Source organism: Methylobacterium sp. WL9, from assembly GCF_008040035.1.
Classification (GTDB): Bacteria; Pseudomonadota; Alphaproteobacteria; order Rhizobiales; family Beijerinckiaceae; genus Methylobacterium; species Methylobacterium thuringiense.
In genome coordinates this window covers 1-23,949 of record NZ_VRVE01000005.1, presented here as the reverse complement: position 1 = coordinate 23,949, position 23,949 = coordinate 1, and the positions used below count along the sequence as shown (strand labels likewise).

25 protein-coding genes and 1 pseudogene are annotated in these 23,949 nt (G+C 69.3%); 11 read left to right on the top strand and 15 right to left on the bottom strand.

What is annotated here, in order from left to right; all coding sequences use genetic code 11:
- Positions 1-145: 145 nt before the first annotated feature.
- A complete protein-coding gene (locus FV217_RS03400; protein WP_147814312.1) occupies positions 146-1,318 on the bottom strand; it encodes a phosphoserine transaminase in 1,173 nt (390 codons plus the stop codon).
- 251 nt (positions 1,319-1,569) lie between these two features.
- Positions 1,570-2,277 (bottom strand): tRNA (guanosine(37)-N1)-methyltransferase TrmD, encoded by a 708-nt coding sequence (gene trmD / locus FV217_RS03395; protein WP_147814467.1) that lies wholly within the window; start codon positions 2,275-2,277, stop codon positions 1,570-1,572.
- Positions 2,278-2,363: 86 nt separating this feature from the next.
- On the opposite strand from trmD, the gene FV217_RS03390 reads away from it, so the two are divergent.
- Together FV217_RS03390 and FV217_RS03385 are read left to right on the top strand one after the other, a co-directional pair.
- Positions 2,364-3,119, top strand: a complete 756-nt coding sequence (locus tag FV217_RS03390) for a methyltransferase domain-containing protein (protein ID WP_147814465.1) — start codon at positions 2,364-2,366, stop codon at positions 3,117-3,119.
- Between the two features lie 65 nt (positions 3,120-3,184).
- A complete protein-coding gene (locus tag FV217_RS03385) occupies positions 3,185-3,979 on the top strand; it encodes a DUF4239 domain-containing protein (protein ID WP_147814310.1) in 795 nt (264 codons plus the stop codon).
- Between the two features lie 12 nt (positions 3,980-3,991).
- Here FV217_RS03385 and rimM read toward each other — a convergent pair whose 3' ends face one another.
- The 6 genes from rimM to FV217_RS23290 form a co-directional block, all read right to left on the bottom strand.
- The gene (gene rimM, locus FV217_RS03380; protein WP_246682709.1) at positions 3,992-4,546 is read right to left on the bottom strand and encodes a ribosome maturation factor RimM; all 555 of its coding nucleotides are present in this window, start codon (positions 4,544-4,546) and stop codon (positions 3,992-3,994) included.
- A 259-nt stretch (positions 4,547-4,805) separates the two neighbouring features.
- Positions 4,806-5,168, bottom strand: coding sequence for a 30S ribosomal protein S16 (gene rpsP, locus FV217_RS03375; protein ID WP_147814306.1), 363 nt, complete (start codon positions 5,166-5,168; stop codon positions 4,806-4,808).
- Positions 5,168-5,503 carry a chorismate mutase gene (locus FV217_RS03370; RefSeq protein ID WP_147814304.1) on the bottom strand — a complete coding sequence of 112 codons (336 nt, stop codon included), beginning with the start codon at positions 5,501-5,503 and terminating at the stop codon, positions 5,168-5,170. The genes rpsP and FV217_RS03370 overlap by 1 nt, the downstream gene beginning before the upstream one ends.
- On the bottom strand, positions 5,500-7,065 hold the full coding sequence (gene ffh, locus FV217_RS03365; RefSeq protein ID WP_147814302.1) for a signal recognition particle protein: 1,566 nt from the start codon (positions 7,063-7,065) through the stop codon (positions 5,500-5,502). Before ffh ends, FV217_RS03370 begins: the two co-directional genes overlap by 4 nt.
- 14 nt (positions 7,066-7,079) lie before the next feature.
- Positions 7,080-7,301 (bottom strand): glutathione S-transferase, encoded by a 222-nt coding sequence (locus FV217_RS03360; protein ID WP_147814300.1) that lies wholly within the window; start codon positions 7,299-7,301, stop codon positions 7,080-7,082.
- Between the two features lie 228 nt (positions 7,302-7,529).
- The gene (locus FV217_RS23290) at positions 7,530-7,667 is read right to left on the bottom strand and encodes a hypothetical protein (protein WP_246682713.1); all 138 of its coding nucleotides are present in this window, start codon (positions 7,665-7,667) and stop codon (positions 7,530-7,532) included.
- Between FV217_RS23290 and FV217_RS03355 the strand changes: the two genes are divergently transcribed.
- The 4 genes from FV217_RS03355 to FV217_RS03340 all read left to right on the top strand — a co-directional run bounded on the left by FV217_RS03355 (position 7,666) and on the right by FV217_RS03340 (position 10,943).
- Positions 7,666-8,034, top strand: a complete 369-nt coding sequence (locus tag FV217_RS03355) for a hypothetical protein (protein ID WP_348641946.1) — start codon at positions 7,666-7,668, stop codon at positions 8,032-8,034. The genes FV217_RS23290 and FV217_RS03355 overlap by 2 nt on opposite strands.
- Before the next feature lie 382 nt (positions 8,035-8,416).
- Complete coding sequence (locus FV217_RS03350) at positions 8,417-9,511, top strand: aromatic ring-hydroxylating dioxygenase subunit alpha (RefSeq protein ID WP_147814296.1); 1,095 nt, start codon at positions 8,417-8,419, stop codon at positions 9,509-9,511.
- Positions 9,512-9,614: 103 nt separating this feature from the next.
- Positions 9,615-9,824 carry a hypothetical protein gene (locus tag FV217_RS03345; RefSeq protein ID WP_238230464.1) on the top strand — a complete coding sequence of 70 codons (210 nt, stop codon included), beginning with the start codon at positions 9,615-9,617 and terminating at the stop codon, positions 9,822-9,824.
- A 57-nt stretch (positions 9,825-9,881) separates the two neighbouring features.
- Positions 9,882-10,943, top strand: coding sequence for an MBL fold metallo-hydrolase (locus tag FV217_RS03340; RefSeq protein ID WP_147814294.1), 1,062 nt, complete (start codon positions 9,882-9,884; stop codon positions 10,941-10,943).
- 158 nt (positions 10,944-11,101) lie between these two features.
- Here FV217_RS03340 and hslU read toward each other — a convergent pair whose 3' ends face one another.
- From hslU to hslV, 3 genes are all read right to left on the bottom strand, one after another.
- Positions 11,102-12,415: an ATP-dependent protease ATPase subunit HslU gene (gene hslU, locus FV217_RS03335; protein ID WP_147814292.1), complete on the bottom strand. Its 1,314-nt coding sequence runs from the start codon at positions 12,413-12,415 to the stop codon at positions 11,102-11,104.
- A 448-nt stretch (positions 12,416-12,863) separates the two neighbouring features.
- Positions 12,864-13,922, bottom strand: coding sequence for a hypothetical protein (locus FV217_RS03330; protein ID WP_246682708.1), 1,059 nt, complete (start codon positions 13,920-13,922; stop codon positions 12,864-12,866).
- A gap of 47 nt (positions 13,923-13,969) precedes the next feature.
- Positions 13,970-14,500, bottom strand: a complete 531-nt coding sequence (gene hslV / locus FV217_RS03325) for an ATP-dependent protease subunit HslV (protein WP_147814290.1) — start codon at positions 14,498-14,500, stop codon at positions 13,970-13,972.
- 316 nt (positions 14,501-14,816) lie between these two features.
- On the opposite strand from hslV, the gene dgcN reads away from it, so the two are divergent.
- Together dgcN and dgcA are read left to right on the top strand one after the other, a co-directional pair.
- A complete protein-coding gene (dgcN, locus tag FV217_RS03320; RefSeq protein ID WP_147814288.1) occupies positions 14,817-15,833 on the top strand; it encodes an N-acetyltransferase DgcN in 1,017 nt (338 codons plus the stop codon).
- Between the two features lie 3 nt (positions 15,834-15,836).
- Positions 15,837-16,820, top strand: a complete 984-nt coding sequence (dgcA, locus tag FV217_RS03315; RefSeq protein WP_147814286.1) for an N-acetyl-D-Glu racemase DgcA — start codon at positions 15,837-15,839, stop codon at positions 16,818-16,820.
- Positions 16,821-16,839: 19 nt separating this feature from the next.
- Here dgcA and FV217_RS03310 read toward each other — a convergent pair whose 3' ends face one another.
- Positions 16,840-17,124, bottom strand: a complete 285-nt coding sequence (locus tag FV217_RS03310) for a hypothetical protein (protein WP_147814284.1) — start codon at positions 17,122-17,124, stop codon at positions 16,840-16,842.
- 364 nt (positions 17,125-17,488) lie between these two features.
- Here FV217_RS03310 and FV217_RS03305 point away from each other — a divergent pair, with 364 nt between their 5' ends.
- The 3 genes from FV217_RS03305 (at position 17,489) to FV217_RS03295 (ending at position 20,529) form a co-directional block, all read left to right on the top strand.
- Positions 17,489-19,378, top strand: a complete 1,890-nt coding sequence (locus tag FV217_RS03305) for a PAS domain-containing sensor histidine kinase (protein ID WP_147814282.1) — start codon at positions 17,489-17,491, stop codon at positions 19,376-19,378.
- 61 nt (positions 19,379-19,439) lie between these two features.
- Positions 19,440-20,141, top strand: a complete 702-nt coding sequence (locus FV217_RS03300) for a peptidoglycan-binding domain-containing protein (RefSeq protein ID WP_147814280.1) — start codon at positions 19,440-19,442, stop codon at positions 20,139-20,141.
- Between the two features lie 49 nt (positions 20,142-20,190).
- Positions 20,191-20,529: a DUF1491 family protein gene (locus tag FV217_RS03295; RefSeq protein WP_147814278.1), complete on the top strand. Its 339-nt coding sequence runs from the start codon at positions 20,191-20,193 to the stop codon at positions 20,527-20,529.
- A gap of 59 nt (positions 20,530-20,588) precedes the next feature.
- On the opposite strand, the gene FV217_RS03290 is transcribed toward FV217_RS03295, so the two are convergent.
- From FV217_RS03290 to FV217_RS22670, 3 genes and pseudogenes are all read right to left on the bottom strand, one after another.
- On the bottom strand, positions 20,589-21,692 hold the full coding sequence (locus FV217_RS03290) for a hypothetical protein (protein ID WP_147814276.1): 1,104 nt from the start codon (positions 21,690-21,692) through the stop codon (positions 20,589-20,591).
- A 96-nt stretch (positions 21,693-21,788) separates the two neighbouring features.
- Positions 21,789-23,321: a heme biosynthesis HemY N-terminal domain-containing protein gene (locus FV217_RS03285; protein ID WP_147814274.1), complete on the bottom strand. Its 1,533-nt coding sequence runs from the start codon at positions 23,319-23,321 to the stop codon at positions 21,789-21,791.
- A gap of 168 nt (positions 23,322-23,489) precedes the next feature.
- Positions 23,490-23,949 (bottom strand): annotated as a pseudogene (locus FV217_RS22670) (translation initiation factor 2); the annotation flags it as partial.

Here is a 23,949-nt window from a genome sequence, read left to right as displayed (position 1 = left end):
AGCGATACGCATCCGCGCACAAACCCTCTCCCCTCTGCGGGAGAGGGTGGCCATCGCATCAGCGAGGGTCGGGAGAGGGGGAGCGTCGTTTCCTGAGAGGGCGTTCCCCCTCTCCCGCGGAGGGGAGAGGGTTGAGCGCGTCGAGCTACGCCGCAGCGGCAGCCAGCGCCTTCTTCTCTTCGAAGAACGCCCAGTCGAGCCACGGCGTCAGCGCCTCGAGATCCGAGGCCTCGACGGTCGCGCCGCACCAGATGCGCAGGCCGGGGGGGGCGTCGCGGTAGGCGCCGAGGTCGTAGGCGACGCCCTCCCTGTCGAGCCGCTCGACCATGCCCTTGGCGACTTGCGCCACCACCGCGTCGCCGAGGGCGAGCACGTCGGGGTCGGCGATCACGAGGCAGACACCCGTATTCGTATAGGTCGACGGGTCGACGGCGAGGTGGCCGATCCAGGGCGTGCGCGACACCCAATCGTGGACGACCTTGGCGTTTGCGTCGGCCCGCGCATGGAGAGCGTCGAGGCCGCCGATCGACTGGCCCCATTTCAGCGTGTCGAGATAATCCTCGACCGCGAGCATGGAGGGCGTGTTGATCGTGTCGCCCTGGAAGATGCCCTCGATCAGCTTGCCGCCTTTGGTCATCCGGAAGATCTTGGGGAGCGGCCAGGCCGGCTTGTGGCTCTCGATCCGCGCGACCGAGCGGGGGGAGAGGATCAGCATGCCGTGCGCCGCCTCGCCGCCCATCACCTTCTGCCAGGAATATGTGACGACATCGAGCTTGTGCCACGGGAGCGGCATCGCGAAGGCCGCCGAGGTGGCGTCGCAGATGGTGACGCCGTCGCGGTCGTCGGCGATCCAGTCGTCGTGCGGGATGCGCACGCCGGCGGTGGTGCCGTTCCAGGTGAAGACGACGTCGTTGTTCTTGGTGTCGATCGCGTCGAGCGCCGGCAGCACGCCGTGCTCGGTGGTCCGCACGATCGGGTCGATCCTGAGTTGCTTGAGCGCATCGGTGACCCACTCGGCCCCGAAGGAATCCCAGGCCATCACCTCGACGCGGCGCTCGCCCAACATCGACCACATCGCCATCTCGACGGCGCCGGTATCGGAGGCGGGCACGATGCCGATGCGGTAATCGTCTGGCACGCGCAGCACCGTGCGCGTCAGGTCGATGGCTTCGCGAAGCTTGGCCTTGCCGGGCGCCGACCGGTGAGAGCGCCCAAGGGCGGCACCGGAGAGCGCATCGAGGGTCCAGCCGGGGCGCTTGGCCGTGGGTCCGGACGAGAAGTTAGGCACGCGCGGGCGCGTGTTGGGCCGGTCTGTCATGTCAGTCCATCCTTACAGATGGGCGCCTCCCGTTGGGGGGAGGTGTCCCGCCGACGGGGATGGCGGAGGTTTTGGGCGAATGCAAGGTGTGGTTTTGGACATTCGCTTGCCGTGGCTTCGGCATCGCGCGCCCCCTCCGTCCGCTTCGCGGCCACCTCCCCCGTTGGGGGAGGAGTTGGCGCCGAGCGTATTTCTCGCCCCGTGCGCGAGGGGGACCATGCGAAGCATGGTGGAGTGGGCAGCGCCGACGCTTAAATCTTGCAGCTCACCAGCAGATCCGGCCGCCGCTCGCGCGTCAGCCGCACGCTCTCAGCCTCACGCCATTTCGCGATGGCGCCATGGTTTCCGCCGCTCAACACATCCGGAATGGCGCGCCCCTCCCACTCACGCGGTCGCGTATAGTGCGGATACTCGAGATGGCCCGCTTCGAAACTCTCCTCGTCGCCGGATGCTAGCTTGCCCATGACGCCGGGCAGCAGGCGCACGCAGGCATCGATCAGCACCAGGGCCGCGATCTCGCCGCCCGAGAGCACGTAGTCGCCGATCGAGACCTCCTCGAGCCCGCGTCCCGCGATCACCCGCTCGTCCACGCCCTCGAAGCGGCCGCAGACGATCACCGCGCCCGGCCCGGCGCTGAGCGCACGCACCCGCGCCTGCGTCAGCGGTTTTCCGCGCGGCGACATCAGGATGCGCGGGCGGGGATCGTCGGCGGGTGCGGCCGCGTCGATCGCGGCGGCGAGGACGTCGCAGCGAAGCACCATGCCGGCGCCCCCGCCGGCGGGGGTGTCGTCGACGCTGCGGTGGCGGCCGATCCCGTGTTCGCGGATCTGGCGGGTTTCGAGCGCCCAGGTGCCGCGCCCGAGCGCGTCGCCCGAGAGCGAGATCCCGAGGGGGCCGGGAAACATCTCTGGATAGAGCGTGAGGATCGTGGCGCGCCAGGGCACGGTGTCGGTGGTCATCGCCTCCCATGACGCGTCGTGCGGGCGGGCGTCAAATGCGCGCGAGCCCGCCATCTGCATCTCCTTTGCGTTATGTTCGACCGATGATGTTTCGCCCGTTCGCCATCGTCGCCCTGACAGCTGCACTCGCCACGGGCGCCGTCGTCGCGCAGGACATCCAGCCGATGGCGCCGCCCGGTGTGCCAGCGGACAAGTTCCCCAAGCCCGATCGCCCGGTGGCCGAGATCGTCTCGGCGCAATGGGCGCTGGAGAAGGAGCGCAACAAGGCCGACGAGGTCGGGCAGGTGGCGGCGCTGATGAACATTCGCGAGGGCCAGACCGTCGCCGATGTCGGTGCCGGCAACGGCTACTACGTGTTTCCGCTGGCGAAACGCGTCGGTGCGACGGGCCGGATACTCGCGGAGGACATCACCCCGGACTACCTTGCCGAACTCGAGAAGAGGGTGCAGGCGAGCGGCCAGAGCAACATCACGGTGGTGCACGGTGAGGCGCACGACCCGCGCCTGCCGCCGGCCTCGCTCGATGCGGCGATCATGGTGCACATGTACCATGAGATCGCGCAGCCCTACGGCCTGCTCCACAACCTCGCCGCCGCGATGAAGCCGGGCGGTCGGGTCGGCATCGTCGACGCAAACGACATCCCCTCGAAGCACGGCACGCCGCCAAAACTGCTACGCTGCGAACTTGCCGCCGCCGGCTACAAGGAGGTGAGCCTGAAGACGCTCAAGGGCGGCGTCGGCTATCTCGCGATCTTCCAGGCACCGGCCCCCGAGGCGCGGCCCGACCCGGCGACGATCACGCCGTGCAAGGACGAGACGACGCGGGCTCGCAAGAAGCACTGATCGCCGTTCACGGCTTGCGAGCTTTTCGCGGATAGCGTGCCCGGCTTCGTGCTCGGGACGCTCCCATGATCCTCAGTCTGTGGCTCGACCAGCCGGTCTGGCTGATGTTCACCCTTCTTGCCGTGCCGATCCTCGGCCTGTGCGCCGTGCTGTGGCTGCTGACGGTCTGGCGGCGGTCGCGACCGCTGATGCAGTCGTGCGGCACGGGGATCGTGGCGCCGTATTTCAGCGCGATCTCCGTCATGCTCGCCCTGCTGACGGGCTTCGTCGCGAACGATGCCTGGGAGCGGCAGCGGCAGGCCTCGCGCGTGGTGCAGTCCGAGCGGGCGAACGCGCGCGCCGTCTACGACCTCAGTATCGCGACGGCCTCCGATATGAGCGGCATTCGCGCCTCGCTGGCCGAGTATCTCGACGCGGTGATCGGGGAGGAATGGGCCGCGATGGCCGAGCGTGGCGGCTCGTCCCAGCGTGTGGGCTTGGCCCTGGCTCGCCTGCTTCAGGCCGTGGCTGATCCGCGGGTCGGCCCAGAGGCTGGACCAGCCGCCCAATCGACCCTGCTCGACGCCGTGATGAACCTGCGTTCGGCGCGCGGCGATCGGCTGTCGCTGGCGGAGGCCAAGGACGACGAGACCAAGTGGCTCACGCTGCTGGTGCTCGCCGGGCTGACACTCGTCGCCCTTGCACTCATCCACCTGGAGAAACCGCGGGCGCAGGCGACAGTGCTGCTGCTCTTCGCAGCGGCGATGATCTCGACGCTCGGGCTGGTCGCCCTGCACGAACGGCCCTTCGACGGACCCCTGGCGCTCGGACCGGACGCGTTGCGCGCGGCGCGGGCCAGCATGGAGGTTAAGACGCCTTAACAGGCTTCCGGATCACTCCGGCTCGTCGGCGGGCTTCGGGCCTGGCAGCGCAAACAGGTCTTCCGGCGGATCGATGACGATGCGCCGGTTGGGTATGTCGAGGGTCGGCACGAAGGCCTTGGTGAAAGGCAGGAGCGCAGTGGCGCCGCCGAGCGCCGGGCGGATCTCCAGGAGATCGCCGCCGCCGTAATTCGGCACGCCAAGGACGGTGCCGATCACCGTGCCTGCGGCATCGACCGCGTCGAGGCCGACGAGATCGGCGGCGAAGATTTCGTCCTCGTCCTCCGGCGTCCCGAGCTTGTCCCGCGAGCAGTAGAGCACGACACGCGTCAGCGCCTCGGCTCCGGTGCGGTCTTTCACGCCCTGGACGCGGACGACGAGGAGGTCGGGGGAGGAGCCCGGGGCAGGCTTGGCGTCGGTGAGGACGAAGGTTCGCCCGTCGGCCGCAAGCAGCGGGCCGTAGCCGGCGATGGCGAGCGGATCGCTCGTGTAGGATTTCAGCCGGATCTCACCGCGCAGGCCCTGCGCGCGGCCGAACTCGCCCAACGCCACGAGCTCTTTGGGCACTGCCCGTTGTTCGCTCGCGGCGCGCGATGGTGAGCCGGGGCGACGGGCCATGGGGGTCGGTCTCGGTGGTGGGGTGCAAAACCCTCTCCCCTCTACAGGAGAGGGTGGCCCGCGTAGCGGGTCGGGAGAGAGGAACGACGGTTTCGGATAGGCAGTAGGCGGTTGCAAGGACGCACCTTCCGGCAACGTCGCGCTGCACCTCTCTCGCCTGCTCCGCAGTCACCCTCCCCCGCATAGGGGGAGGGTAGGTCGGCGCAGGTTACGCCACAGTGTCTTCGGCCGGGGCGGCGAGCTTCTCGGCGCGCTTGGTGGCGCGCTCCTTGGCCTTCTCGCCGGGCTCGGCCTTCTGCGGGTTGTTACGGGCCGGACGCTTGGCGAGGCCGGCGGCGTCGAGGAAGCGCAGGACGCGATCGGTCGGCTGCGCGCCCTTGGCGAGCCAGGACGCGATTTTCTCGTTGTCGAGAACGATGCGGGCCGGATCGTCCTTGGCCTTCATCGGGTCGTAGGCGCCGACCTTCTCAATGAAGCGGCCGTCGCGGGGCGCGCGGGCATCGGCGACGACGATGCGGTAGTAGGGGCGCTTCTTGGCGCCGCCGCGGGTGAGGCGAATCTTGAGGGACATCAGTCGTTCCTTTCGGTTTCGGTCTTCAGATCGGCGTTCTGCGCGATCGTGTGGTGGTGCCGGATCACTTCCTTGACCACGAAGGCCAGGAATTTTTCGGCGAAGTCGGGGTCGAGCTTGGCATCGACCGCGAGTTTTCTAAGCCGGGTCACTTGGCGCGACTCCCGGTCGGGATCGGACGCCGGCATGCCCTTGCGAGCTTTCAGTTCGCCGACCCGCTGCGTGCAGCGGAAGCGCTCGGCGAGCAGGTGGATCAGCGCCGCATCGAAATTGTCGATGCTGTCGCGCAGGCGCACGAGTTCGGGGTCGACGCCCTGGGCAGACAGGATGCTCACTTCTTCTTGCCCGGCATGAAGCCGCCGAGGCCCGGAAGTTTCGGACCGCCGAGTCCGGGCAGGCCAGGCATCTTGCCGCCGCCACCGAGGCCCGGCGGCATCGGCGGAAGCTTGCCGCCGAACTGCTTCTGCATCTGCTCGATCTGCTCCGGCGTCGGCTCGGGCATGCCGGGGGGCATCTTCATGCCGCCCGGCAGCCCGCCCGGCATGCCACCGCCGCCGAGGCCGAACATCGATCCCAGAGCCTGGCCGATGCCGCGCTTGCCCGAGCCCATCGCCTTCATCATGTCGGCCATGGTCCGGTGCATCTTCAGGAGCTTGTTCAGCTCCTCTACCTTGGTGCCCGACCCCGCGGCGATGCGCTTCTTGCGGGAGTTCTTGAGGATGTCGGGATTCTTACGCTCCTGCGCGGTCATCGACGAGATGATGGCGCGCTGGCGCTTGAACATGTTCTCGTCGAGGTTGGCGCCCTCGACCTGCTTCTTCATGGCGCCCATGCCGGGCAGCATGCCCATCAGGCCGCCGATGCCGCCCATCTTCTCCATCTGTCCGAGCTGCATCGACAGGTCGTCGAGGTCGAACTTGCCCTTGCGCATCTTCTCCGCGGTGCGGAGCGCCTGCTCGTGGTCGATGGTCTCGGCCGCCTTCTCGACGAGGGAGACGATGTCGCCCATGCCGAGGATACGATTGGCGACGCGGGCCGGGTGAAACTCTTCGAGCGCGTCGACCTTCTCGCCGGTACCGACGAGCTTGATCGGCTTGCCGGTGACGGCGCGCATCGAGAGCGCCGCGCCACCGCGGCTGTCGCCGTCCATGCGGGTCAGGACGATGCCGGTGATGCCGATACGCTGATCGAAGGCGCGGGCAGTGATCACCGCATCTTGGCCGGTGAGGGCGTCGGCGACGAGGAGCACCTCGTGCGGGTTCGTGACCGCCTTGACTTCGGCGGCCTCGGCCATCAGCGCGTCGTCGACCGTGGTGCGGCCGGCGGTGTCGAGCATGACGACGTCGAAGCCGCCCAGCCGAGCGGCCTCCATGGCGCGCCGCGCGATCTGCACCGCCGACTGGCCGGCAACGATCGGCAGGCTCTCGACCTCGACCTGCTTGGCGAGGATGGCCAGCTGCTCCATCGCCGCTGGTCGGCGGGTGTCGAGCGAGGCGAGCAGCACGCGGCGCTTTTCGCGGCCGGAGAGACGTCGCGCGATCTTGGCCGTCGTGGTGGTCTTACCCGAGCCCTGCAGGCCGACCATCAGGATGGCGACGGGAGCCGGGGCGTTGAGGTCGATGATGCCGGCCTCGGTGCCGAGCATGGCCACGAGTTCGTCGTTGACGATCTTCACGACCATCTGGCCGGGCGTCACCGACTTCACGACGACGGCGCCCACCGCCTTCTCGCGTACCGCCTCGGTGAAGCTGCGCACCACCTCCAGCGAGACGTCGGCTTCGAGCAGGGCGCGGCGCACCTCGCGCATGGCGGCGGTGACGTCGGCCTCCGTCAGCGCACCGCGGCGAGTGAGCCCGGAGAGGATGCCGGAGAGGCGGTCGGACAGGCCTTCGAACATGCTGATCTCAGGCCCTACTGATAGACGCCGGCATTGGCCGCGCGGCGCGCCTGAAGCGCATCCTCGAAGCCGGCCACGGCGCGAGCGAACTTGTCACGGCAATCGGGATTGCAGAAACCGACGACGGCGCCGTTGTAGAGCGTCAGCGAGTCGGCCGCGATCGGCTCGCCCGACCAGGGGCAATGCTCGTTGACCGCATCCTCGATGCGAAGGCTGGTGTCCTGTGCAGGCGCCATGGGCGGCGGCATGCTCCTCGATAAATCGCCGGGGACGCCGTATCGCCAACGCGAAGCTCGCCCGAGGGCGCAGACGCGCTGTCGGGCGTTGACCTCCGGCCTCTCGGGCCGGGCGGCTTCTCGTAGTGACGACATGGCGTCGGATAGGTGGCGGCGTTAGGCCGGCAGCGCCGCCAAGTCAAGGTACCGATCCGGAACAGTGGGGCCGGTCTCGACCTTTACCGTTCCTTAAGCATGTTGGGATGACATGGCCTGGAAATCGAGGATCCAGCCGATGTCGGAACCTGCTCGTAACGCTTCCTTCCACGACACCGTGAGCCGGCCGTCGACCCAATCCGGTCCCTTGCGGGACTGGCTGGCCGCCATGCGTGCGACCGCTCCCGAAGGCCGCCAAGCCGAGGCCGAGGTTCCGCCGCCGGTCGCCCCCCAGGCGTTCGAGAGCAAGACCTCGGGCTGGGCGCCCCGTCTCGTGGTGCCGAATGAGAAGACCGAGGCCCAGGACGACGAGGTCGCCGAGCTCATCGCCGAAAACATGATGCTGAAAGCCAAGCTCCGGCTCGAGGCCGACCGGCGCGATGAACTTCAGCTTCTCCTCGCCCAGGAAGTCCGCGAATTGCGCGCCCATATCGGCGACGAGATCGCCAAGATGGAAGATCTGCGCGGCGAGCGCGACCTCTGGAAGGCTCGCTGCGAAGCGCTGATGCAGCCCCTGTTCAGCGGCCAGACCCGCTGACAGAACCGTTTCCTACCGAATTAGACTCGAAGGCTTCAAAACGACGAAGGGCCGCCCCGGTGAGGGCGGCCCTTCCATTGCCGAACCGCGGTCCGACGAAACCTGTTCGCGTGTCCCGCGAGGGCTAGATGCTCTCGCCGGAGGTAACGGTCCAGGTCTTGGTCGCCGATGACAGCGGCTGATGACAATGAGACACTGGATCACCTCCTTTCGTTCGTTTCTGGGAATTCGAAGGTAGGGACTCCGGCCCGGCTTCGTAAAGCCCCCCGGCTGCGTTCTCTCGCCGCGCCGCACATCGCGTCTGCTGGCAACCCTTTCGACGGCGGCGTATGACGGCGCGAGCGCACCGAACGGGGTGCCGCCGAGAGGACGACGAGGCTCCATGCTCGCCGCGACGACGCGCGCCGCAGACGAAACCGTATCCGACGCCGCCCTCGACCCGAAGGCGATGCGCGAGCCTTTGCCGAATGCATGGTACTGCGTCGGGCAGGCGCCTACGCTGAAACCCGGCGGCATGCGGCCGGTAGAGCTGAACGGCGAGCAGATCGTCGTCGGCCGCGACGCCGCTGGCGCGCTCTTCGCCATGCGCGACCGCTGCCCGCATCGCGGCATGGCCCTCTCGAAGGGCCGCTTCGACGGCGACACCGTGATGTGCCCGTTCCACGGCTGGCGCTTCGGCACCGACGGACGCTGCCGCGACGTGCCGACACTCTCCGAAAAGGACGCTTCGGATTTTTCGCGGATTGCCGTCCAGCGCTTCCCCATCTTGGAGAGCGCCGGATTCCTGTGGGTGAACCCCTATCTGGGGCCGGCAAGCGCGACAGACCTGCCCGCCGTACCCGAGCTCGGCTTCGAGCCCGCCGGCAGCCTCGTGGTGGAGCTCGAAGTCGAGGCAAGTTTCGACCTGACGACGCTGAGCCTCGTCGATCCCGGACACGTCGCCTTCGTTCACGATTCCTGGTGGTTCCGCCCCTCCAAGGAGTTGCGGGAAAAAGTAAAAACCTTCCAGCCGGTGCCGCACGGCTTCGTCATGTCGAGCCATGCCACCACGACGAGTTCGCCGATCTACAAGCTGCTCGGCGGTGCGCCGGAAGTCGAGATCGAGTTCCGCTTGCCCGGCATTCGCCTTGAGCGGATCGTGGCGGGCGAAAAGCGGATGGCGAACTACACCTTCGCCACGCCGCTCACCAACAACCGCACCATGCTCACCAACGCGATGTACTGGAGCATGCCGGCGCTGAATTTGCTTAAGCCCATCGCGCGGCCGCTGATGCGGCAGTTCCTGACGCAGGACCAGCAGGTGCTCCAGCACGCCCAGGCCGGCCTCGACCGCAAGCCCACCATGGTCCTGCTCGGCCAGGGTGACCTGCCGTCGCAATGGTATTTCCGCCTCAAGCGCGAGGCGCTGGAAGCGGCCCGTGCCGGCCGCAGCTTCGAGAACCCTCTCAGCCGGCAGGAGCTGCGCTGGCGCTCTTGAGCGTCATCAAGGTTGCGTGAAGCCTTTGCAGCGCTGAAACTTTCGCCGGTCGGCTACCGTATCCCCATGAGCGCTTGCGCAGGACGACGGGGAGGATTTTTGCGTGGCGTCTCCGCATTACGTCATACGCCGCAGTCGATCGGGCCGCTTCAACTTCACGCTGCTGGCCGAGCACGGTCGCATCAACGGCGTCGTGGTGGTGCCGACGGAGAACCGCTCGAAGGAAGAGGTGGCCCAACACGCCCGCGAGAAGATCCGGGCCCTCGCTGACGACCTCGCCACGGTCGCAAACCGCACCGCGCTCCCATCCTGATGCGGCGTCTGGGTCGAAGCGCTTGAACGGCCGCGCTTGGCCGCCATCTTGGGTGACATGACACGGCGACGCCTGATCACGGCCGCGAGCGCGGCCACGGTGATGACCCTCGGCGGCGTCGGCTATGCCGCGCACCGGCGCAGCGCGAACCCCTATTATCGCGGCCCTATCAGCGACCATTTCGACGGCGTGCGCTTCCACGCCCCGGAACAGCCGCCGGACAAGAATTTCTCGGACCTCGCCCGCTGGCGCATGACCGCCAAGACCGAGCCCTGGCCCGCGAGCGCCCCGAGCCCGTTCCCGGCCGACATTCCGCCAGAGCGCGTCGACGGTCTCCGAGTCGTGCTCATCGGCCATGCGAGCTACCTGTTCCAAGTCGCGGGCCGCAACATCCTGGTCGACCCGGTTTTCGCCAAGCGCGCGAGCCCGGTGCGCTTCGCGGGGCCCAAGCGCGTGAACCCGCCGGGCATCGCCTACGAAAAGCTGCCGCCGATCGACGTGGTTCTGATCACCCACAACCACTACGACCACCTCGACGGGCCGACGATGGCGCGGCTCTGGCAGGAGCACCAGCCGCTGATCGTCGCCCCCCTCGGCAACGACGCGATCCTGCGCGGCTACGACGAGACCATGAACGTCGAGACCCGCGACTGGGGCGAGTCGGTCGATCTCGGCGGCGGCACGACGGTGCATCTCACTCCAGCGAACCACTGGTCGGCCCGCGGCCTCAACGATCGCCGCATGGCCCTGTGGTGCGCCTTCGTCCTGACGACGCCGCGCGGCGTCCACTACCATGTCGGCGATACCGGTCTCGGTCAGGGCACGATCTTTCGCGACATCCGTGCCCGCTTCGGCCCGCCGCGCCTCGCGACGCTGCCGATCGGCGCCTACGAGCCGCGCTGGTTCATGCAGCCCCAGCACATGAACCCAGCCGATGCGGTTGAGGCATTAAGGCTGCTTGGCGCCGAACAGGCGCTCGGACATCACTGGGGCACGTTCAAGCTCACCGACGAGGGCATCGAGCGTCCGGCAGAAGCGCTGACTGCGGCGCTCGGCGCGGCGGGCCTGAGGCAGGAGGTGTTTCTGCCGTTGCGGCCGGGACAGGTTTGGGAAGGGTGATACGGTTTCCGTGTCATCGCCTTGGAGCGTTCCTCTTCATTGCGAGCGACGCGAAGCAATCCAGGGCCATTACAATGCGGCTTATGAGTTTGCCCTGGATTGCTTCGCGTCGCTCGCAATGACGGAAAATGCATCTGTTTCGGCGGACCGGTTCAGACTTAAAGAATAAACCGGCTGAGATCGGCATTCGCAGCCAGATCCTCGACACTATCTCGCACGTAAGCTGCATCGATCCTGAGCGTTTCCCCCGAGCGATCGGTGGCGCTGAAGGATATCTCGTCGATCACCCGCTCCAGCACGGTCTGCAGCCGGCGCGCGCCGATGTTCTCGACCGATGAATTCACCTCGACAGCGACACGGGCGAGCGCATCGACGGCGTCGTCCGTGAAGTCGAGGGTGACGCCCTCGGTCAGCATCAGGGCGACGGTCTGCTTGAGCAGGCTCGCCTCCGTCGTGGTGAGGATCTGCTTGAAATCCTCCACCGTCAGCGGCTGCAGCTCGACCCGGATCGGCAGCCGGCCCTGCAATTCGGGCAGCAGGTCGGAGGGCTTCGAGACGTGGAAGGCGCCGCTCGCGATGAACAGCACGTGGTCGGTCTTCACCGCACCGTGTTTCGTCGCCACCGTGGTGCCCTCGATCAGCGGCAGCAGGTCGCGCTGCACGCCCTCGCGGGAGACGTCGGCACCGCCGCGGCTCTCGCGGGCGCAGATCTTGTCGATCTCGTCGAGGAAGACGATGCCGTTGTTCTCGACCTCGCGGATCGCCTCGCGGGTCAGCGCGTCGTCGTCGACCAGCTTGTCGGATTCCTCCGCCAGCAGGGGCGCATAGGCGTCCTTCACCGCGATGCGCTTGGGCTTGGCCCGCGCGCCGCCCATGGCCTTGCCGAGCATCTCGCCGATGTTGATCGCGCCCATCGAGGCGCCCGGCATGCCGGGGATCTCGAACATCGGCATGCCCTGCGGACCGCCCTGCGCCAGTTCGAGCTCGACCTCCTTGTCGTCGAGTTCGCTGTTGCGCAGCTTCTTGCGAAACGAGGCGCGGGTGGCTTCGCTCGCGGTCGGTCCGACGAGTGCGTCGAGGATGCGGTTTTCGGCGGCCGCCTCGGCCTTGGCCTTGACCTCCTGGCGCTTCACCTCGCGCCGCAGGCCGATGCCGACCTCGACGAGGTCGCGGATGATCTGCTCGACGTCGCGGCCGACATAGCCGACCTCGGTGAACTTGGTCGCCTCGACCTTGAGGAACGGCGCACCCGCCAGCTTCGCCAGCCGCCGGGCGATCTCGGTCTTGCCGCAGCCGGTGGGGCCGATCATCAGGATGTTCTTCGGCGCGACCTCTTCCTTCAGCGGGCCGGTGAGTTGCTGCCGGCGCCAGCGGTTGCGGAGCGCGATGGCGACCGCGCGCTTCGCGTCGTTCTGGCCGACGATGAAGCGGTCGAGTTCGGAGACGATCTCGCGGGGAGAGAAGGTGGTCATCGGACTCCTGAAGGGCCTGGATGCGCCGCTGGAGCGGTCGATCCCGCGCCAGATCTAAGCGGGCCGGCACGGCGTTTCCAGACGCCCGCTCCCCGAGGCCTCACGGGTGGGACACAGGACCACCTGTCCCGCATGTCCCATGCCGTCCCACGCTCGGGATTGCCTGAGATTGGCCGCGCGTGCGAGCCGACCGTTTTCGCCGGTCTTGACACCGTGACGATGATATGCTTATTGTCCTATTCGATAGCAAGGTTCCGTTCTACGAGACGGCCCAGGATGATCGGATCGGTCGGCCCCTTATCCCTCCCAGCCCAAGCCGCAGCCTGTAGGAAATCGGGGGCCTTCGACCCTCATCGTGATGTGCCGGCATTCAGCAGGGGCACGAAGGCGCCCGGCACAGGATCGTTACCGGGACGATGGAGGACGTGACGACGACCTGACGGCCCGGTCAATCGCGTGGACGCGGCATCCGTCGGGCCAGATCCTCCGGCAACAGTCGCAGCAGCGTCCGGCGCAAGCTCTGCCAGCCCACGCTGAGCAGCAGGACGAACGCACCCAGGGTGAGCAGCGTCAGAGGCAGCGAGAGGCCGGCACCACCGTATTCCTGGATCAGGCCGCCGATCGCGTATCCGGCATAGAGCAGGCCCGAGACCAGGATTGCGCGACGGTCCGTGACCAGGGCGACAAGGCTCAGTGCGAGGACGATCGCGATCACGGCGAAGGCCGTACCGGATCCGGTCGTGGCCGCGTTTCCCGCGGTCACCGTCTGCAGCACGGGATGGACGATCAGCGGTGCCGCCAGCAGGTGGAGCCAGAACGCGATGTCCGAGCGCCGCGTAAGCCGCTCGCGATCCGAGAGGTCGAAATGCATTGCAACCGCAAAGCTCGCGAGCCCGGCCAGGACGAGCAGCGTCCACAGCACCGGCGGCTCCGCACCGAGATAGGCGAGCAGCGGCGCTATGATCGTCGTGAGAAGCGCGAGCATACCGGCGGCGACGGTGATCGGCACGCCGAAGCGCCAATAATGCAGTGAGACGAAGACGAGCGTGACTTCCGCCGCCGCACCGGTCACGGGCAGGCCGCTGAACCGTTCGCCGAGGAACGGCCCCATCAGCCCATCGAAGCTGCCGAGCCCCGAACGGGCGGCCGTAAAGACCGCGTAGGCGAAGGCGCCCAGCAGAGCGATGCTGGGAAGCGCCATCCGCCGCCGCAGCGAGAAGAATTCGCCCAGAATCCAGGACAGCAGCGCGACGAGCGGCATGGCGCGCGTCGCACCGAGCAGGTCCGCACCGAGATAGGCCGCCGCTCCGAGGAAAAGGGCGATCCCGAGCGTGACGAAGATGTCCGCGAACCCCGTAACGAAACGCAGACGCTCGTCGTCCTGCGGTATCTCCGCAAAGTCGACCTCCGGATCGGCCCGCGCTTCCAGGGCCAGGGCGAACAGCCGCTTCGCCTGATTCGGTGTGATGATCGCGTCAGCGACCCCACGCGCGATCAGGGCGCGCACTATGCCATCGGGCCGGTCGCTCTCCGTTTCGGCTCCCGGCGCGGATGTCATCTCTCGTCCAGGCTCTCGATCACGAGATTGCCATTGGTGTAGACGCAGATCTCGGCGGCGATCGCCATCGCCTTGCGCACGATCGCCTCGGCGTCGAGGTCCTGGTCCTCCAGCGCGCGCGCTGCGGCGAGCGCATAGTTGCCGCCCGAGCCGATCGCCATGACGCCGTATTCGGGTTCCAGCACGTCGCCGGCACCCGAGAGCAGCAGGCTCACATCCTTGTCGGCCACCACCATCATCGCCTCGAGGCGGCGCAGGTAGCGGTCGGTGCGCCAGTCCTTGGTGAGCTCGACGCAGGCGCGGGTGAGCTGGCCGGGATACTGTTCGAGCTTCGCCTCCAGCCGCTCGAACAGCGTGAAGGCGTCCGCCGTCGCGCCGGCAAACCCACCGATCACCGCGCCCTTGGCGAGCCGGCGCACCTTGCGGGCGTTGCCCTTGACGATCGTCTGCCCGAGGCTGACCTGACCGTCACCGCCGATGACGACCCGGCCGTTCTTGCGCACCATCAGGATGGTGGTGGCATGCATGGACGGCGTGGCGCTTGCGTCGGCGTGAGGCAATGGAGGGTGTCCGTATCGGCTGCGTTTGTCTGCGGGAGGTAGGCGCTGGCGGCGGCGCATCCAAGACGCAGCCCCTGTGACCGGCGCGCCGGCTCTCGTATAGCTCGCGCCAAGAGCATCGTCCCGGATATCGTATCCGGGACGATGCTCTTGGTTCTTGTTTCAGCATCCGACTTTCCGAAAGCCGGTCACCACCTTTCGGTCCGATGCTCGAGCGGATCGACACCGGCCCGTCGCAGCCCACGCGCTACGACGGGGCCTTCCTCATCGACGGACGTGAACCATGCAGATCGCCACGCCCTACCTGATGTTCCTGGGCGACGTGCCCGACCGGCTGGCCGCCAAGACCGCCTACGGGATCGCCGACTGGCGTCCCGAATGGTGCATCGGCCAGATCCGCATGGAGGGCTGCGCCGCCGATCTCGGCATCCCGGACCTGAGCCTCGCGGAGGCCGTCGAGAAGGGCTGCCGCACCATGGTGGTCGGCGTGGTCAACGCGGGTGGTACGCTACCGAAGCACTGGGTCTCCGGGATCGTGGCGGCGCTGGACGCCGGGCTCGACGTGGCGAGCGGGTTGCACGTGCGCCTCGGCTCGATCCCCGAGATCGCCGAGGCGGCGCGCGCCAACGGCCGCCAGCTCCACGACGTCCGCCACAGCGACGAGACCTTCGCCACCGGCAAGGGCACCAGGCGGCCGGGCCGCCGGCTGCTCACCGTCGGCACGGATTGCTCGGCGGGGAAGAAATACGCGGCGCTGGCGCTGGAGCGCGGCATGCGCGAGCGCGGCTTCGATGCGGATTTTCGTGCGACGGGCCAGACCGGGGTGTTCATCTCCGGCCGCGGCGTCGCCATCGACGCCGTGGTGGCCGATTTCATCTCCGGCGCCGTCGAGTGGATCGCGCCCGCCGCCGATCCGGAGCACTGGGACCTGATCGAGGGCCAGGGCTCGCTGTTCCACCCATCCTTCGCTGGCGTCAGCCTCGGCCTGCTGCACGGGGCGCAGCCCGACGCCTTCGTGATCTGCCACGAGCCGACCCGCACCACCATGCGCGGCGTGGAGCACCCGCTGCCGTCGATCGCCGACGTCATCGCTCTGACGATCACCTGCGGGCGGCTGACCAATCCGGGGATCCGGCCGGTGGGCATCGCCGTGAACACGCAGGCGCTGGACGAGGCCGAGGCGCGCCGCCTCCTCGACGCGCTCGGCAAGGAGCACGATCTCCCGGCGACCGACCCGGTCCGCTTCGGCGTCGCCGGCATCGTCGACCGGATCGCAGCCGAGTTTCCAGTGAAGGCCTGAGCCATGGCACGCCGCCTCACCGTCACCGTCGAGCGCTTCCCGATCGCCGGCGCCTTCACCATCGCCCGCGGCAGCCGCACCGAGGCCGTCGTGGTCGTCGCGACGATCGAGGACGGCGGCATTCGCGGGCGCGGCGAATGCGTGCCCTATGCCCGCTACGGCGAGACGGTGGAGAGCGTCGGCGCGCTGATCGAGGAACAGGCGAGCGCCGTCGCCGAAGGCTTGTCGCCACACGACCTGCTGGAGCGGATGAAGCCGGGCGCCGCACGCAACGCCCTCGATTGCGCGCTCTGGGATCTCGAAGCCAAGCGCACGGGCACTCCGGTCTGGCAGTCACTGGGCTTGAGCGCGCCGTCACCCGTGACGACGGCCTACACGCTGAGCCTCGGCGAGCCCGCCTCCATGGAGGCGGCTGCGCGCAAGGCCGCGCATCGCCCACTCCTCAAAGTGAAGCTCGGCGGGGAGGGCGACCCGGCCCGCATCGCCGCCGTCCGCCGCGGCGCGCCGGAGTCACGTCTGATCGTGGACGCCAACGAGGCCTGGCGGCCCGAGACCATCACCGAAAACCTCGCGGCCTGCGCGGCGGCGGGCGTCGGGCTGATCGAGCAGCCGTTGCCGGCGGGCGAGGACGCGCTCTTGGAGGCCATCGACCGCACGATCCCGATCTGCGCCGACGAGAGCCTGCACGACCGGGCAGGGCTCGACGCGCTGGCCCGGCGCTACGACGCCATCAACATCAAGCTCGACAAGGCCGGCGGTCTGACCGAGGCGGTGCTGCTGGCCGAGGAGGCGCGCACGCGCGGTTTGACGCTGATGATCGGCTGCATGGTCGGGACCTCGCTCGCCATGGCCCCGGCGATGCTGCTCGCCGGCCAAGCCGCCTATGTGGATCTCGACGGCCCGCTGCTGCTGGCCCGCGACCGTGAGCCGGGCCTGCTCTACGAGGGCAGCCTCGTGCATCCGCCGCTGCCGGACTTGTGGGGGTAGCGCGTCGAGCCCCTCCGCGTCAGCGCAGGTCGCTCCCGCGCCAGTCCGGGCGGCGGTCGACGGCGAGGAGCGTGTCGCGCGAGGCGGTCTCGGACGAAAGCCGCTTGAGCACTTCGGCGGTGACGGCCTCGGTCGCGGCGGCGCGCATCTCGGCCGGCAGCGAACCCGCGAGCGCGGAGAGCTGCGCGCCCTGGCGCTCGGCCATCGCCTTGAGGTCCTCGGTCGGCCGCGCGCCGCCGTCGCGCTGCAACGCGAAGTAGGACAGCGCGCCGATCACAAGGGCAGCGCGCAGGATGAACGACATGGTGCCACCTTCCGGATGCGGGGTGTCGCCCTCGGACGACGGCCGTTTCGAGCGCCACCATCTCACCCGGCGGTGAAGCCCATCCGATCCGCCGCCGGGAAAGCGCGGGCGTGGTGAACGAAGCCTTCTCCGGATCGCATCGCCCTTCGGAAATCGCCGAAAAGCGAGGCGCGTGGCTGTGGACAAGTCCCGCGGCGACATCGTCCCGAAGCCTCCGGCAGTCATCATCGGCGGCATGCCGACTCGATCCAACGCTTTCGCTTCATCGTCACTTAAACCGGGTCTGCGACGGTCTGCGTCAGTTGAACCAATGTGCTTGAGGGACGCGGAGTCCGGTCGTCGTTCACGGCCGACAGCGTTGCGCGTGGCGAGTTTGCGTATCGACAATACCTTGGCATCATTGTTCGATGCCCGCTTGGCGGGCCTCGTCCATGAATCGGCTCTCGATGAGCCCGGCATGCGCTTCAGGCATGAGCGGTTCCTCGTCTCGCGGCTCGCGGCCGGCGCGGTGATGATGGCGGCGCTGCCACCGTATCTGCTGTGGCGCGGGGTGCCGAGCGGCATCGAGGCGCTCGGGATCGCCTCGCTGTTCCTACCGGTTCTGGCCGCCGCCGTGCTCTCGCGAACCGGCATCCTGTGGATCGCCCACGCCCTGTCCTCGGCCGGTCTCACCGGCGTCGTGGTCTGCCTTGCAGCACTCACGGGCGGCTCGAATTCGGCCGCGGCTCTCTGGCTCGTGGCCATCCCGCTCGAAGCGCTGGTCTCGGGCTCCATCCGCGCCACCGTCGCCGCAGCGGTGATCGCGGCGCTCGGCGCCGTCGCCGTGGCCTTCTCGGGCCAGTTCGATCTCACGGCACAGGCCATCGACTGGCCGAGCGCGATCGTCATGCCGCTCTTCGCCATCACGGCGATCGGCCACATCTCGGCCCAGGCGATCGAGCACCTGCGCCGCGAAGGCGAGTGGCGCTCACGAATGCGCGACAACGAGGCGCGCGACCGGCTGCTGCTCTCGGCCATCGACGACCTCGTCACCTGGCACGACGCCAACGGCCGCGTCCTGGAGGCAAGCGCCTCGTCGGCGAAGTTCGTCGGCGTCGAACCCAGCCGCCTGCGCGGTCTCGGCCTGCTCGACCGCGTCCATATCGGCGACCGGCCGGCCCTGCTGAAGGCGATCAGCGACGTCGCGGTGAGCGGCGAGCCCACGACGGTGCCCTTCCGCCTGCATCTCGACACGCCGAGTGCCGACGGCAGCCGCTCGATCTTCGCGGAAATGCGCGCCCATCGTATCGAGGCCGGCCAGGGCGGCGCCAACGCGGCTACCGTCGTCGCCGTCACCCGCGACGTCTCCGAGCATCACCGCCACGCCGCCGAGCTCGACAAGGCCCGGGCCGACGCCGAGCGCGCCGACGCCGTGAAGAGCCGTTTCCTCGCTACCGTCAGCCATGAGTTGCGCACGCCGCTCAACGCCATCATCGGTTTCTCCGAAGTACTCGGGGGCGAGGGCGCCTGCACGATCACGGCCGACCGCGGGAAGGAATACGCCGACATCATCGCCTCCTCGGGCCGGCACCTGCTCGGCGTCGTGAACACGCTGCTCGACATGTCGCGCATCCAGAGCGGTCATTTCGAGTTCGAGCCCGAGACGCTCGACGTCAGCGAACTGGTCGGCGGCTGCTGCGACCTGATGCAGCTGAAGATCGACGATGCCGGCGTCCGGCTGGTGCGTGGAGCGATCCCGCGCGGCAGCGCCATCAACGCCGACGCCCGCGCCTGCCGGCAGGTTCTGATCAACCTGATCTCGAACGCCGTGAAGTTCACGCCCAAGGGCGGGCGGATCGACGTCGGCGTGCGGCGCGGCGCGAGCTATCTGGACCTCGTGGTGAGCGACACCGGCAGCGGCATCGCCGAGGCGGACCTGCCCCGTATCGGCGACCCCTTCTTCCAGGCGAATGGCGGCTACGAGCGGGCGCACGAAGGCACCGGCCTCGGCCTCTCGGTGGTGCGCGGCCTCGTCGGCCTGCATGGCGGCTCGATCTCGATCGAGAGCGCGCCAGGCCAGGGCACGACGGTCTCGGTGACGCTGCCGCTCGGTCCACGGCGGGGCGCGACGCCGTCGGAGCCCGCGCCGATCCGGACCACCCTCCGCGGTGCGGCGCCGTCCTCCGGCCCGGCTCCGACCGTGGTGCGGCTGCCGATCGGCCTGTTCGACGACGATCCACTGTCGGGCGCGATGCCCCTCAGGCGGGCCGGTTGACCATTCTGCGCCGACGGCGATCCACCGCCCCGGCTGTCCGAACCATCGAGGGAGCGCTTTGATGCGCGAACCAACCACGCAGCGGGATCAGCGCGAGATCGTCGTCCCCCGCGACATGCGTCCCGGCAAGTCGGCGGCCAAGGCCGCGCCGCGCCGGGCCTCCCGCGCGGCGGCGACCGGCTCCACGCCCAGTGAGTTCCTGGCGACGGTCGTCGCGCTCGGCCGCTGGACGGGCCGGGTGTGCACGACCCGTCCGGGCGAGACGCTCGGCTCCCTGGCGGCCCTGGCGGCCGTCGGGTACGTGACGGTGAATGCCTTGGGCTTCCAGGCGGGCCGCCATCCGGCTCCGATCCTGCCGCAGCCGGTCGCGCAGCACGCCAGGGCCGAGCCGGCTCCCGTGGCGAAGGCGCCCGCAGCGCCTGTTCAGGTCGCGCAGACGTCCGCCGAGCCTGCATCGAAGGACAAGCCGGAGCCCAAACATGCCGAGAAGGCGCCCGCACGCGACGCCATCGGCGACATCCTGCGTTCCGCCGGCGACACCACGGCGTCGGTGACGCCGAAGGCCGTCGACAAGGTCGCACAGGCGCAGCGCGCCCTGTCGAAGCTCGGCTACGGCACAATCAAGGCGGACGGCGTCATGGGGCCGGCCACCAAGGCCGCCATCGAGAAGTTCGAGCGCGACCGCAAGATCCCGGTGACCGGCGAGGCCTCCGGCCGCACGCTCCGCGAACTCGCCTCCAAGGCCGGCTCGGCCAAGGGCTGAGCCCGCCTGGGGGCGTGCAACGCAGCCGGCGACGCGCTATCGCCGTGCCATGCCTCGCCTCCGCGCCGATTTCTGGGTCTCCGCACATCTGCGCCGTCTCGGCGTCGAGGGCATTCCCGCCGTCCAGCGACGGCGTGGATCGCCCGAAGCCGGGGCGATCTTCGTCAAGGTCGACCGCTTGGACGGGACCGCCGACCTCTACGGGCCGGCCCCTCAGGCCCTGATCGCGGCGGATGACGGCGAACGGCGCTTCTCCGTGATGCTGACGGGCGCGGACAGCCCCGACGTCGAAGCCCGCATCGCCAAGGAGGTCCGCTTCGACGAGGACCTCTGGATCATCGAGATCGACGACCGGGACGGCCGCCACGGGCTCGAACTGATGGCTTGATCTTTCGCTGGACCCGTCGACGTGTCCCGAAAACCGGCGGCCACGTTTCGAGCCGATGCTCAGACCGACTGGCGTAGGCGTCCGGGCAGGATGATGTTGCGCGACGAGATGCGCTCGGCAGCCTGGCGTGGCTTGGCGGCATCCGGGGCGTAGTAGGGCCGGTGCTCCGCGCCCGAGACCCGTTCCGGCAGCCTCACGTCGAGGATCGCGCCGAGGAGATCGCGGGCGGCCGGGCGCGTCAGCGACCGGAAGAGCTGGACCAGCTCGAACACCCGGTCGGCCGAACGGGCGACGGTGGGGTTGAGCGTGAGGAAGACGTAGACGGCCTCCGCCTCGCTGAGATCGGCGGCGCGCAGGGCCAGGGTCAGCAGATCGTAGCGTGAGGACGGGTTCGGGGCCGAGCCGAGGAAGCCGCCGGGCAAGCCGAGGCCTTCGGCGAGCGCCGCCAGGAATCCCTTCACGTCGCCGCCGCGCGAGAGCCCGGTCAGCACGACGCCGATGTCGCGCGGAGCCTGCGGGTGGGAACGCAGGGCGGCGGTGGCGGCAGCGGCCTCGTGGATCTTCGCGCGCTGCGGCGGCTCGGCGTGCAGCCAGAGCGGCGCGAGGTCGGCGGCGGCGATATCGTGGCGGCCGAGCAGGGGCGCGGCGAGGTCCGCCTCGCGTCGGGCGCGGACCATCAGGCGGTCCAGGGTCGCGCGATCGAGGCGGGCGTGGGGATCACGGGCGCGCTCGAGATCGGCGATCTCGGGATCCGGTGCGTTCAGGCGGTCACGCTCTTCGCGGGCGGCGATGGCCTTGCCGATGTCGGCACCCGAGGAGAGCGCGGCGGTGATGACGGTCGGACCGATGACGACGGCCGTGTCGATCACGATTTCGCAGACGGGGCTGCCGCGGGCGGCGAGTGCGGCCAGGACGGATTGCGGCGTCTCGGGGCAGGGCGCGAGCTTCGTCGCGACGGTCAGGGCCGTCTCGTCGTCGACGATCGGGATCAGCCCGCCCGCGAGGGAGGCGAAGGAGGACAGCACCGCCCGGTCGCGGATCGGTGCGGCCAGAAACAGGTCGGTCTGCACGCGCAGGATGACCGGCTTCAGATCGAGTCCCGGATCGCGCGAGAGTTCGATGAGGCCGGTCACGTCCGGCGCGTCGATGACGGATGAGGTCATGGGCTTTCGATTACGCAGAACTCGCTAAGCTCACGTTAGGCGAGTTTACGTGAATCGAGCTTTAAGCCCGCCGAATCGAGACTGTCCCGGCAGCACTCACGACAGGCCGCGCAGCGGCGGAGCCTCCCCGCTGCCTGCCGGCTCACCCTGCTTGAAGACGGGCAGCACCGGCGGCGTGCCGCGGTCGGTCAGATAGGCGCTCCCCGAGACCGGATCGGCCTTCGGCTTCGGCGTCCAGCTGGCGCTCGCGATGCCGCCCGAGGCCGAAGGGAGTGCCTTGGTGTCGTGGGAGGCGTAGCCCGGCGACGGCTGGTGCTCCTCGTCGCCGTCCTCCGGACCGGCCAGCAATTCAGGCGGGGTCTTCCAGACGAAGGCGTCGACGCGGCCCGAGACCGGCGAGACCGGCGCCCAGCGCTCGGAGGTCATGCCGTCGGCGATCCAGGCCGGATCGCGCGGGGCGCGGGCGGCACGCGACAGCCACTCGCGGGCACGGCCCGTGTCGGCGCCGTGCTCCGCCTGCTCGATCCGCGCCATCATCATGCAGGTGCGCACCGTCGGGCGGTCGGCGACGAGGGGAGCCAAAGCTTCGCGCGCCTTGGCGAATTCCCGCGCCTCGCTCGCCGCCTGGGCGACGGCGAGGCGGCCCTCGGGATGCCAGGTCGAGAGCCGCGCCAGGGTCTCGGCGCGGGCGAGGCGGTCCTGCGTCGAGTCGCCGGGGCGCAGGCCGAGATAGACCTTGGAGAGATCGGGATGCGGCTCGGCCTTCCAGGCGGTCTGCACCACCTTGGCCGCCTTGCGCAGATCGCCCTTCCGGGCGAGCAGCCGCCCGGCGATGCAGGCCGCCGGCACCAGTTCCGGCGCGAGGCTCACCGCCTTCTGCGCCTGGGCCAAAGCCGTATCCGGCTCGCCGGCCTCGTGGATCTGCGCGGAGGCGGTGAGCAGGACCGCGCGCTGGCGGCGGGCGGATTGCTTGTCCAGCAGGCCGAGGGAGGCGCGGCGCTCCACCGTCTCGGTGGCGGCCGACCAGTCGCCGTCGGCGCATTGCGCCTCGAGCACGGCCTCGTTCGCCCAGGTCACGCTCGGGGCGAGACGCGCCGCTTCCGTCGCGTAGGCGCGGGCCGCCGGCTCGTCCTCCCGGCGGCGGGCCTCGACATAGAGGCCGCGCAGGCCGAGCACCCGCGTCTCGGGATCGTCGGCCATGCTCCGGAACGCCGTCTCGGCCGCATCGCGATCACCGGAGATCTGGGCCGCCTGCGCCTTGAGCAGGAGCGTCAGCGGCTGCGCGCCGAGCAGGCGTTCGGCATCGCCCGCGTGGCGCTTGGCGGCGAGCGGATCACCGGAGCCCACCGCGATCATGCCGCGCGAGAGCGCCGACATGCCCTTGGCGCGGCGGCGTTCGCGCGTCGAGCGGCTGAGGAAGGACGGCAGGCCGATCACCCCGCGCACCACCGCCAGGATCAGACCGATGACCAGGGCCGCCACGACAACGACGACGAGGGCGACCGCGAGGCTGACGCCGATCTGATAGCCGCTCCAGACGATCGTGACCGTGCCGGGATGGTCGGCAACCCAGACGGCGCCGTAGGCGGCGAGCGCCAGGAGGGCGAGGAAGACGAGAGCGCGCCACATTCGGTCAAGAACTCCTGGGCGTCCGGGAGCCGGATCCCGCGGGATCGTCGGCGCCGAGGCTTTGAATGGGATGATGGGCAGGGAGCGGGGCGGCTTTTGCCCCCTCGGCCCCTGCCGTGATGCACCGCCCCGCGATCGGAGCGCTGCTGCGAACTGGCAAGATCACGCTCAACGAGCGGCCGCCGGCGCCGACAGCGCCTTGAACGCGTCGGCCTGAAGCGACCGCGCCGCTGCTTGGGCGTCCGCAGCGGATTTCAGCCGGGCGCCGAAATCCTTGGCCTGAGCCCGGACGTCGTCGGGCAACGCCTCGAAGGCCTTGGCGGCATCACCGAGACGGCCGGCATCCAGCGCATCCTGAACCCGGGCCTCGGGTTCGTCGTCGGCTGCCGGCGCTGCCCCCGTTCCGCCGGCCGAGCCGCCGCCCGGGGCCACGCGCTTCACCTGCACCACCGATTCCGCCATGCTCATCAGGCGGTCGCCGATGCTGCCGCTGGAGGCGAGCGAGGCTGCGCGGGCCGAGCGGCGGGCCGCCGCGATCTTCTCGGCGATCGGCTTGAACGCCTCGGCGAGCGCCGCGGCGGTCGGGGCGCCCGTGTCGGCGAAGGCCGAGAGCGGTGCGAGGCCCGCC

What these genes read in the sequence shown, in the direction of transcription:
- FV217_RS23290 (WP_246682713.1), bottom strand. Translation starts at nt 7,667, where the DNA reads ATGGCGGCCAGCCAGTCCCGCAAGGGACCGGATTGGGTCGACGGCCGG.
- FV217_RS03360 (WP_147814300.1), bottom strand. Translation starts at nt 7,301, where the DNA reads ATGGCGCCTGCACAGGACACCAGCCTTCGCATCGAGGATGCGGTCAAC.
- FV217_RS03310 (WP_147814284.1), bottom strand. Translation starts at nt 17,124, where the DNA reads ATGTCGTTCATCCTGCGCGCTGCCCTTGTGATCGGCGCGCTGTCCTAC.
- trmD (WP_147814467.1), bottom strand. Translation starts at nt 2,277, where the DNA reads ATGACCACCGACACCGTGCCCTGGCGCGCCACGATCCTCACGCTCTAT.
- rpsP (WP_147814306.1), bottom strand. Translation starts at nt 5,168, where the DNA reads ATGTCCCTCAAGATTCGCCTCACCCGCGGCGGCGCCAAGAAGCGCCCC.
- FV217_RS03355 (WP_348641946.1), top strand. Translation starts at nt 7,666, where the DNA reads ATGCGTGCGACCGCTCCCGAAGGCCGCCAAGCCGAGGCCGAGGTTCCG.
- ffh (WP_147814302.1), bottom strand. Translation starts at nt 7,065, where the DNA reads ATGTTCGAAGGCCTGTCCGACCGCCTCTCCGGCATCCTCTCCGGGCTC.
- FV217_RS03295 (WP_147814278.1), top strand. Translation starts at nt 20,191, where the DNA reads ATGCCTCGCCTCCGCGCCGATTTCTGGGTCTCCGCACATCTGCGCCGT.
- FV217_RS03300 (WP_147814280.1), top strand. Translation starts at nt 19,440, where the DNA reads ATGCGCGAACCAACCACGCAGCGGGATCAGCGCGAGATCGTCGTCCCC.
- FV217_RS03390 (WP_147814465.1), top strand. Translation starts at nt 2,364, where the DNA reads ATGTTTCGCCCGTTCGCCATCGTCGCCCTGACAGCTGCACTCGCCACG.
- FV217_RS03400 (WP_147814312.1), bottom strand. Translation starts at nt 1,318, where the DNA reads ATGACAGACCGGCCCAACACGCGCCCGCGCGTGCCTAACTTCTCGTCC.
- hslV (WP_147814290.1), bottom strand. Translation starts at nt 14,500, where the DNA reads ATGCATGCCACCACCATCCTGATGGTGCGCAAGAACGGCCGGGTCGTC.
- dgcA (WP_147814286.1), top strand. Translation starts at nt 15,837, where the DNA reads ATGGCACGCCGCCTCACCGTCACCGTCGAGCGCTTCCCGATCGCCGGC.
- FV217_RS03350 (WP_147814296.1), top strand. Translation starts at nt 8,417, where the DNA reads ATGCTCGCCGCGACGACGCGCGCCGCAGACGAAACCGTATCCGACGCC.
- hslU (WP_147814292.1), bottom strand. Translation starts at nt 12,415, where the DNA reads ATGACCACCTTCTCTCCCCGCGAGATCGTCTCCGAACTCGACCGCTTC.
- dgcN (WP_147814288.1), top strand. Translation starts at nt 14,817, where the DNA reads ATGCAGATCGCCACGCCCTACCTGATGTTCCTGGGCGACGTGCCCGAC.
- FV217_RS03340 (WP_147814294.1), top strand. Translation starts at nt 9,882, where the DNA reads ATGACACGGCGACGCCTGATCACGGCCGCGAGCGCGGCCACGGTGATG.
- FV217_RS03385 (WP_147814310.1), top strand. Translation starts at nt 3,185, where the DNA reads ATGATCCTCAGTCTGTGGCTCGACCAGCCGGTCTGGCTGATGTTCACC.
- FV217_RS03290 (WP_147814276.1), bottom strand. Translation starts at nt 21,692, where the DNA reads ATGACCTCATCCGTCATCGACGCGCCGGACGTGACCGGCCTCATCGAA.
- FV217_RS03285 (WP_147814274.1), bottom strand. Translation starts at nt 23,321, where the DNA reads ATGTGGCGCGCTCTCGTCTTCCTCGCCCTCCTGGCGCTCGCCGCCTAC.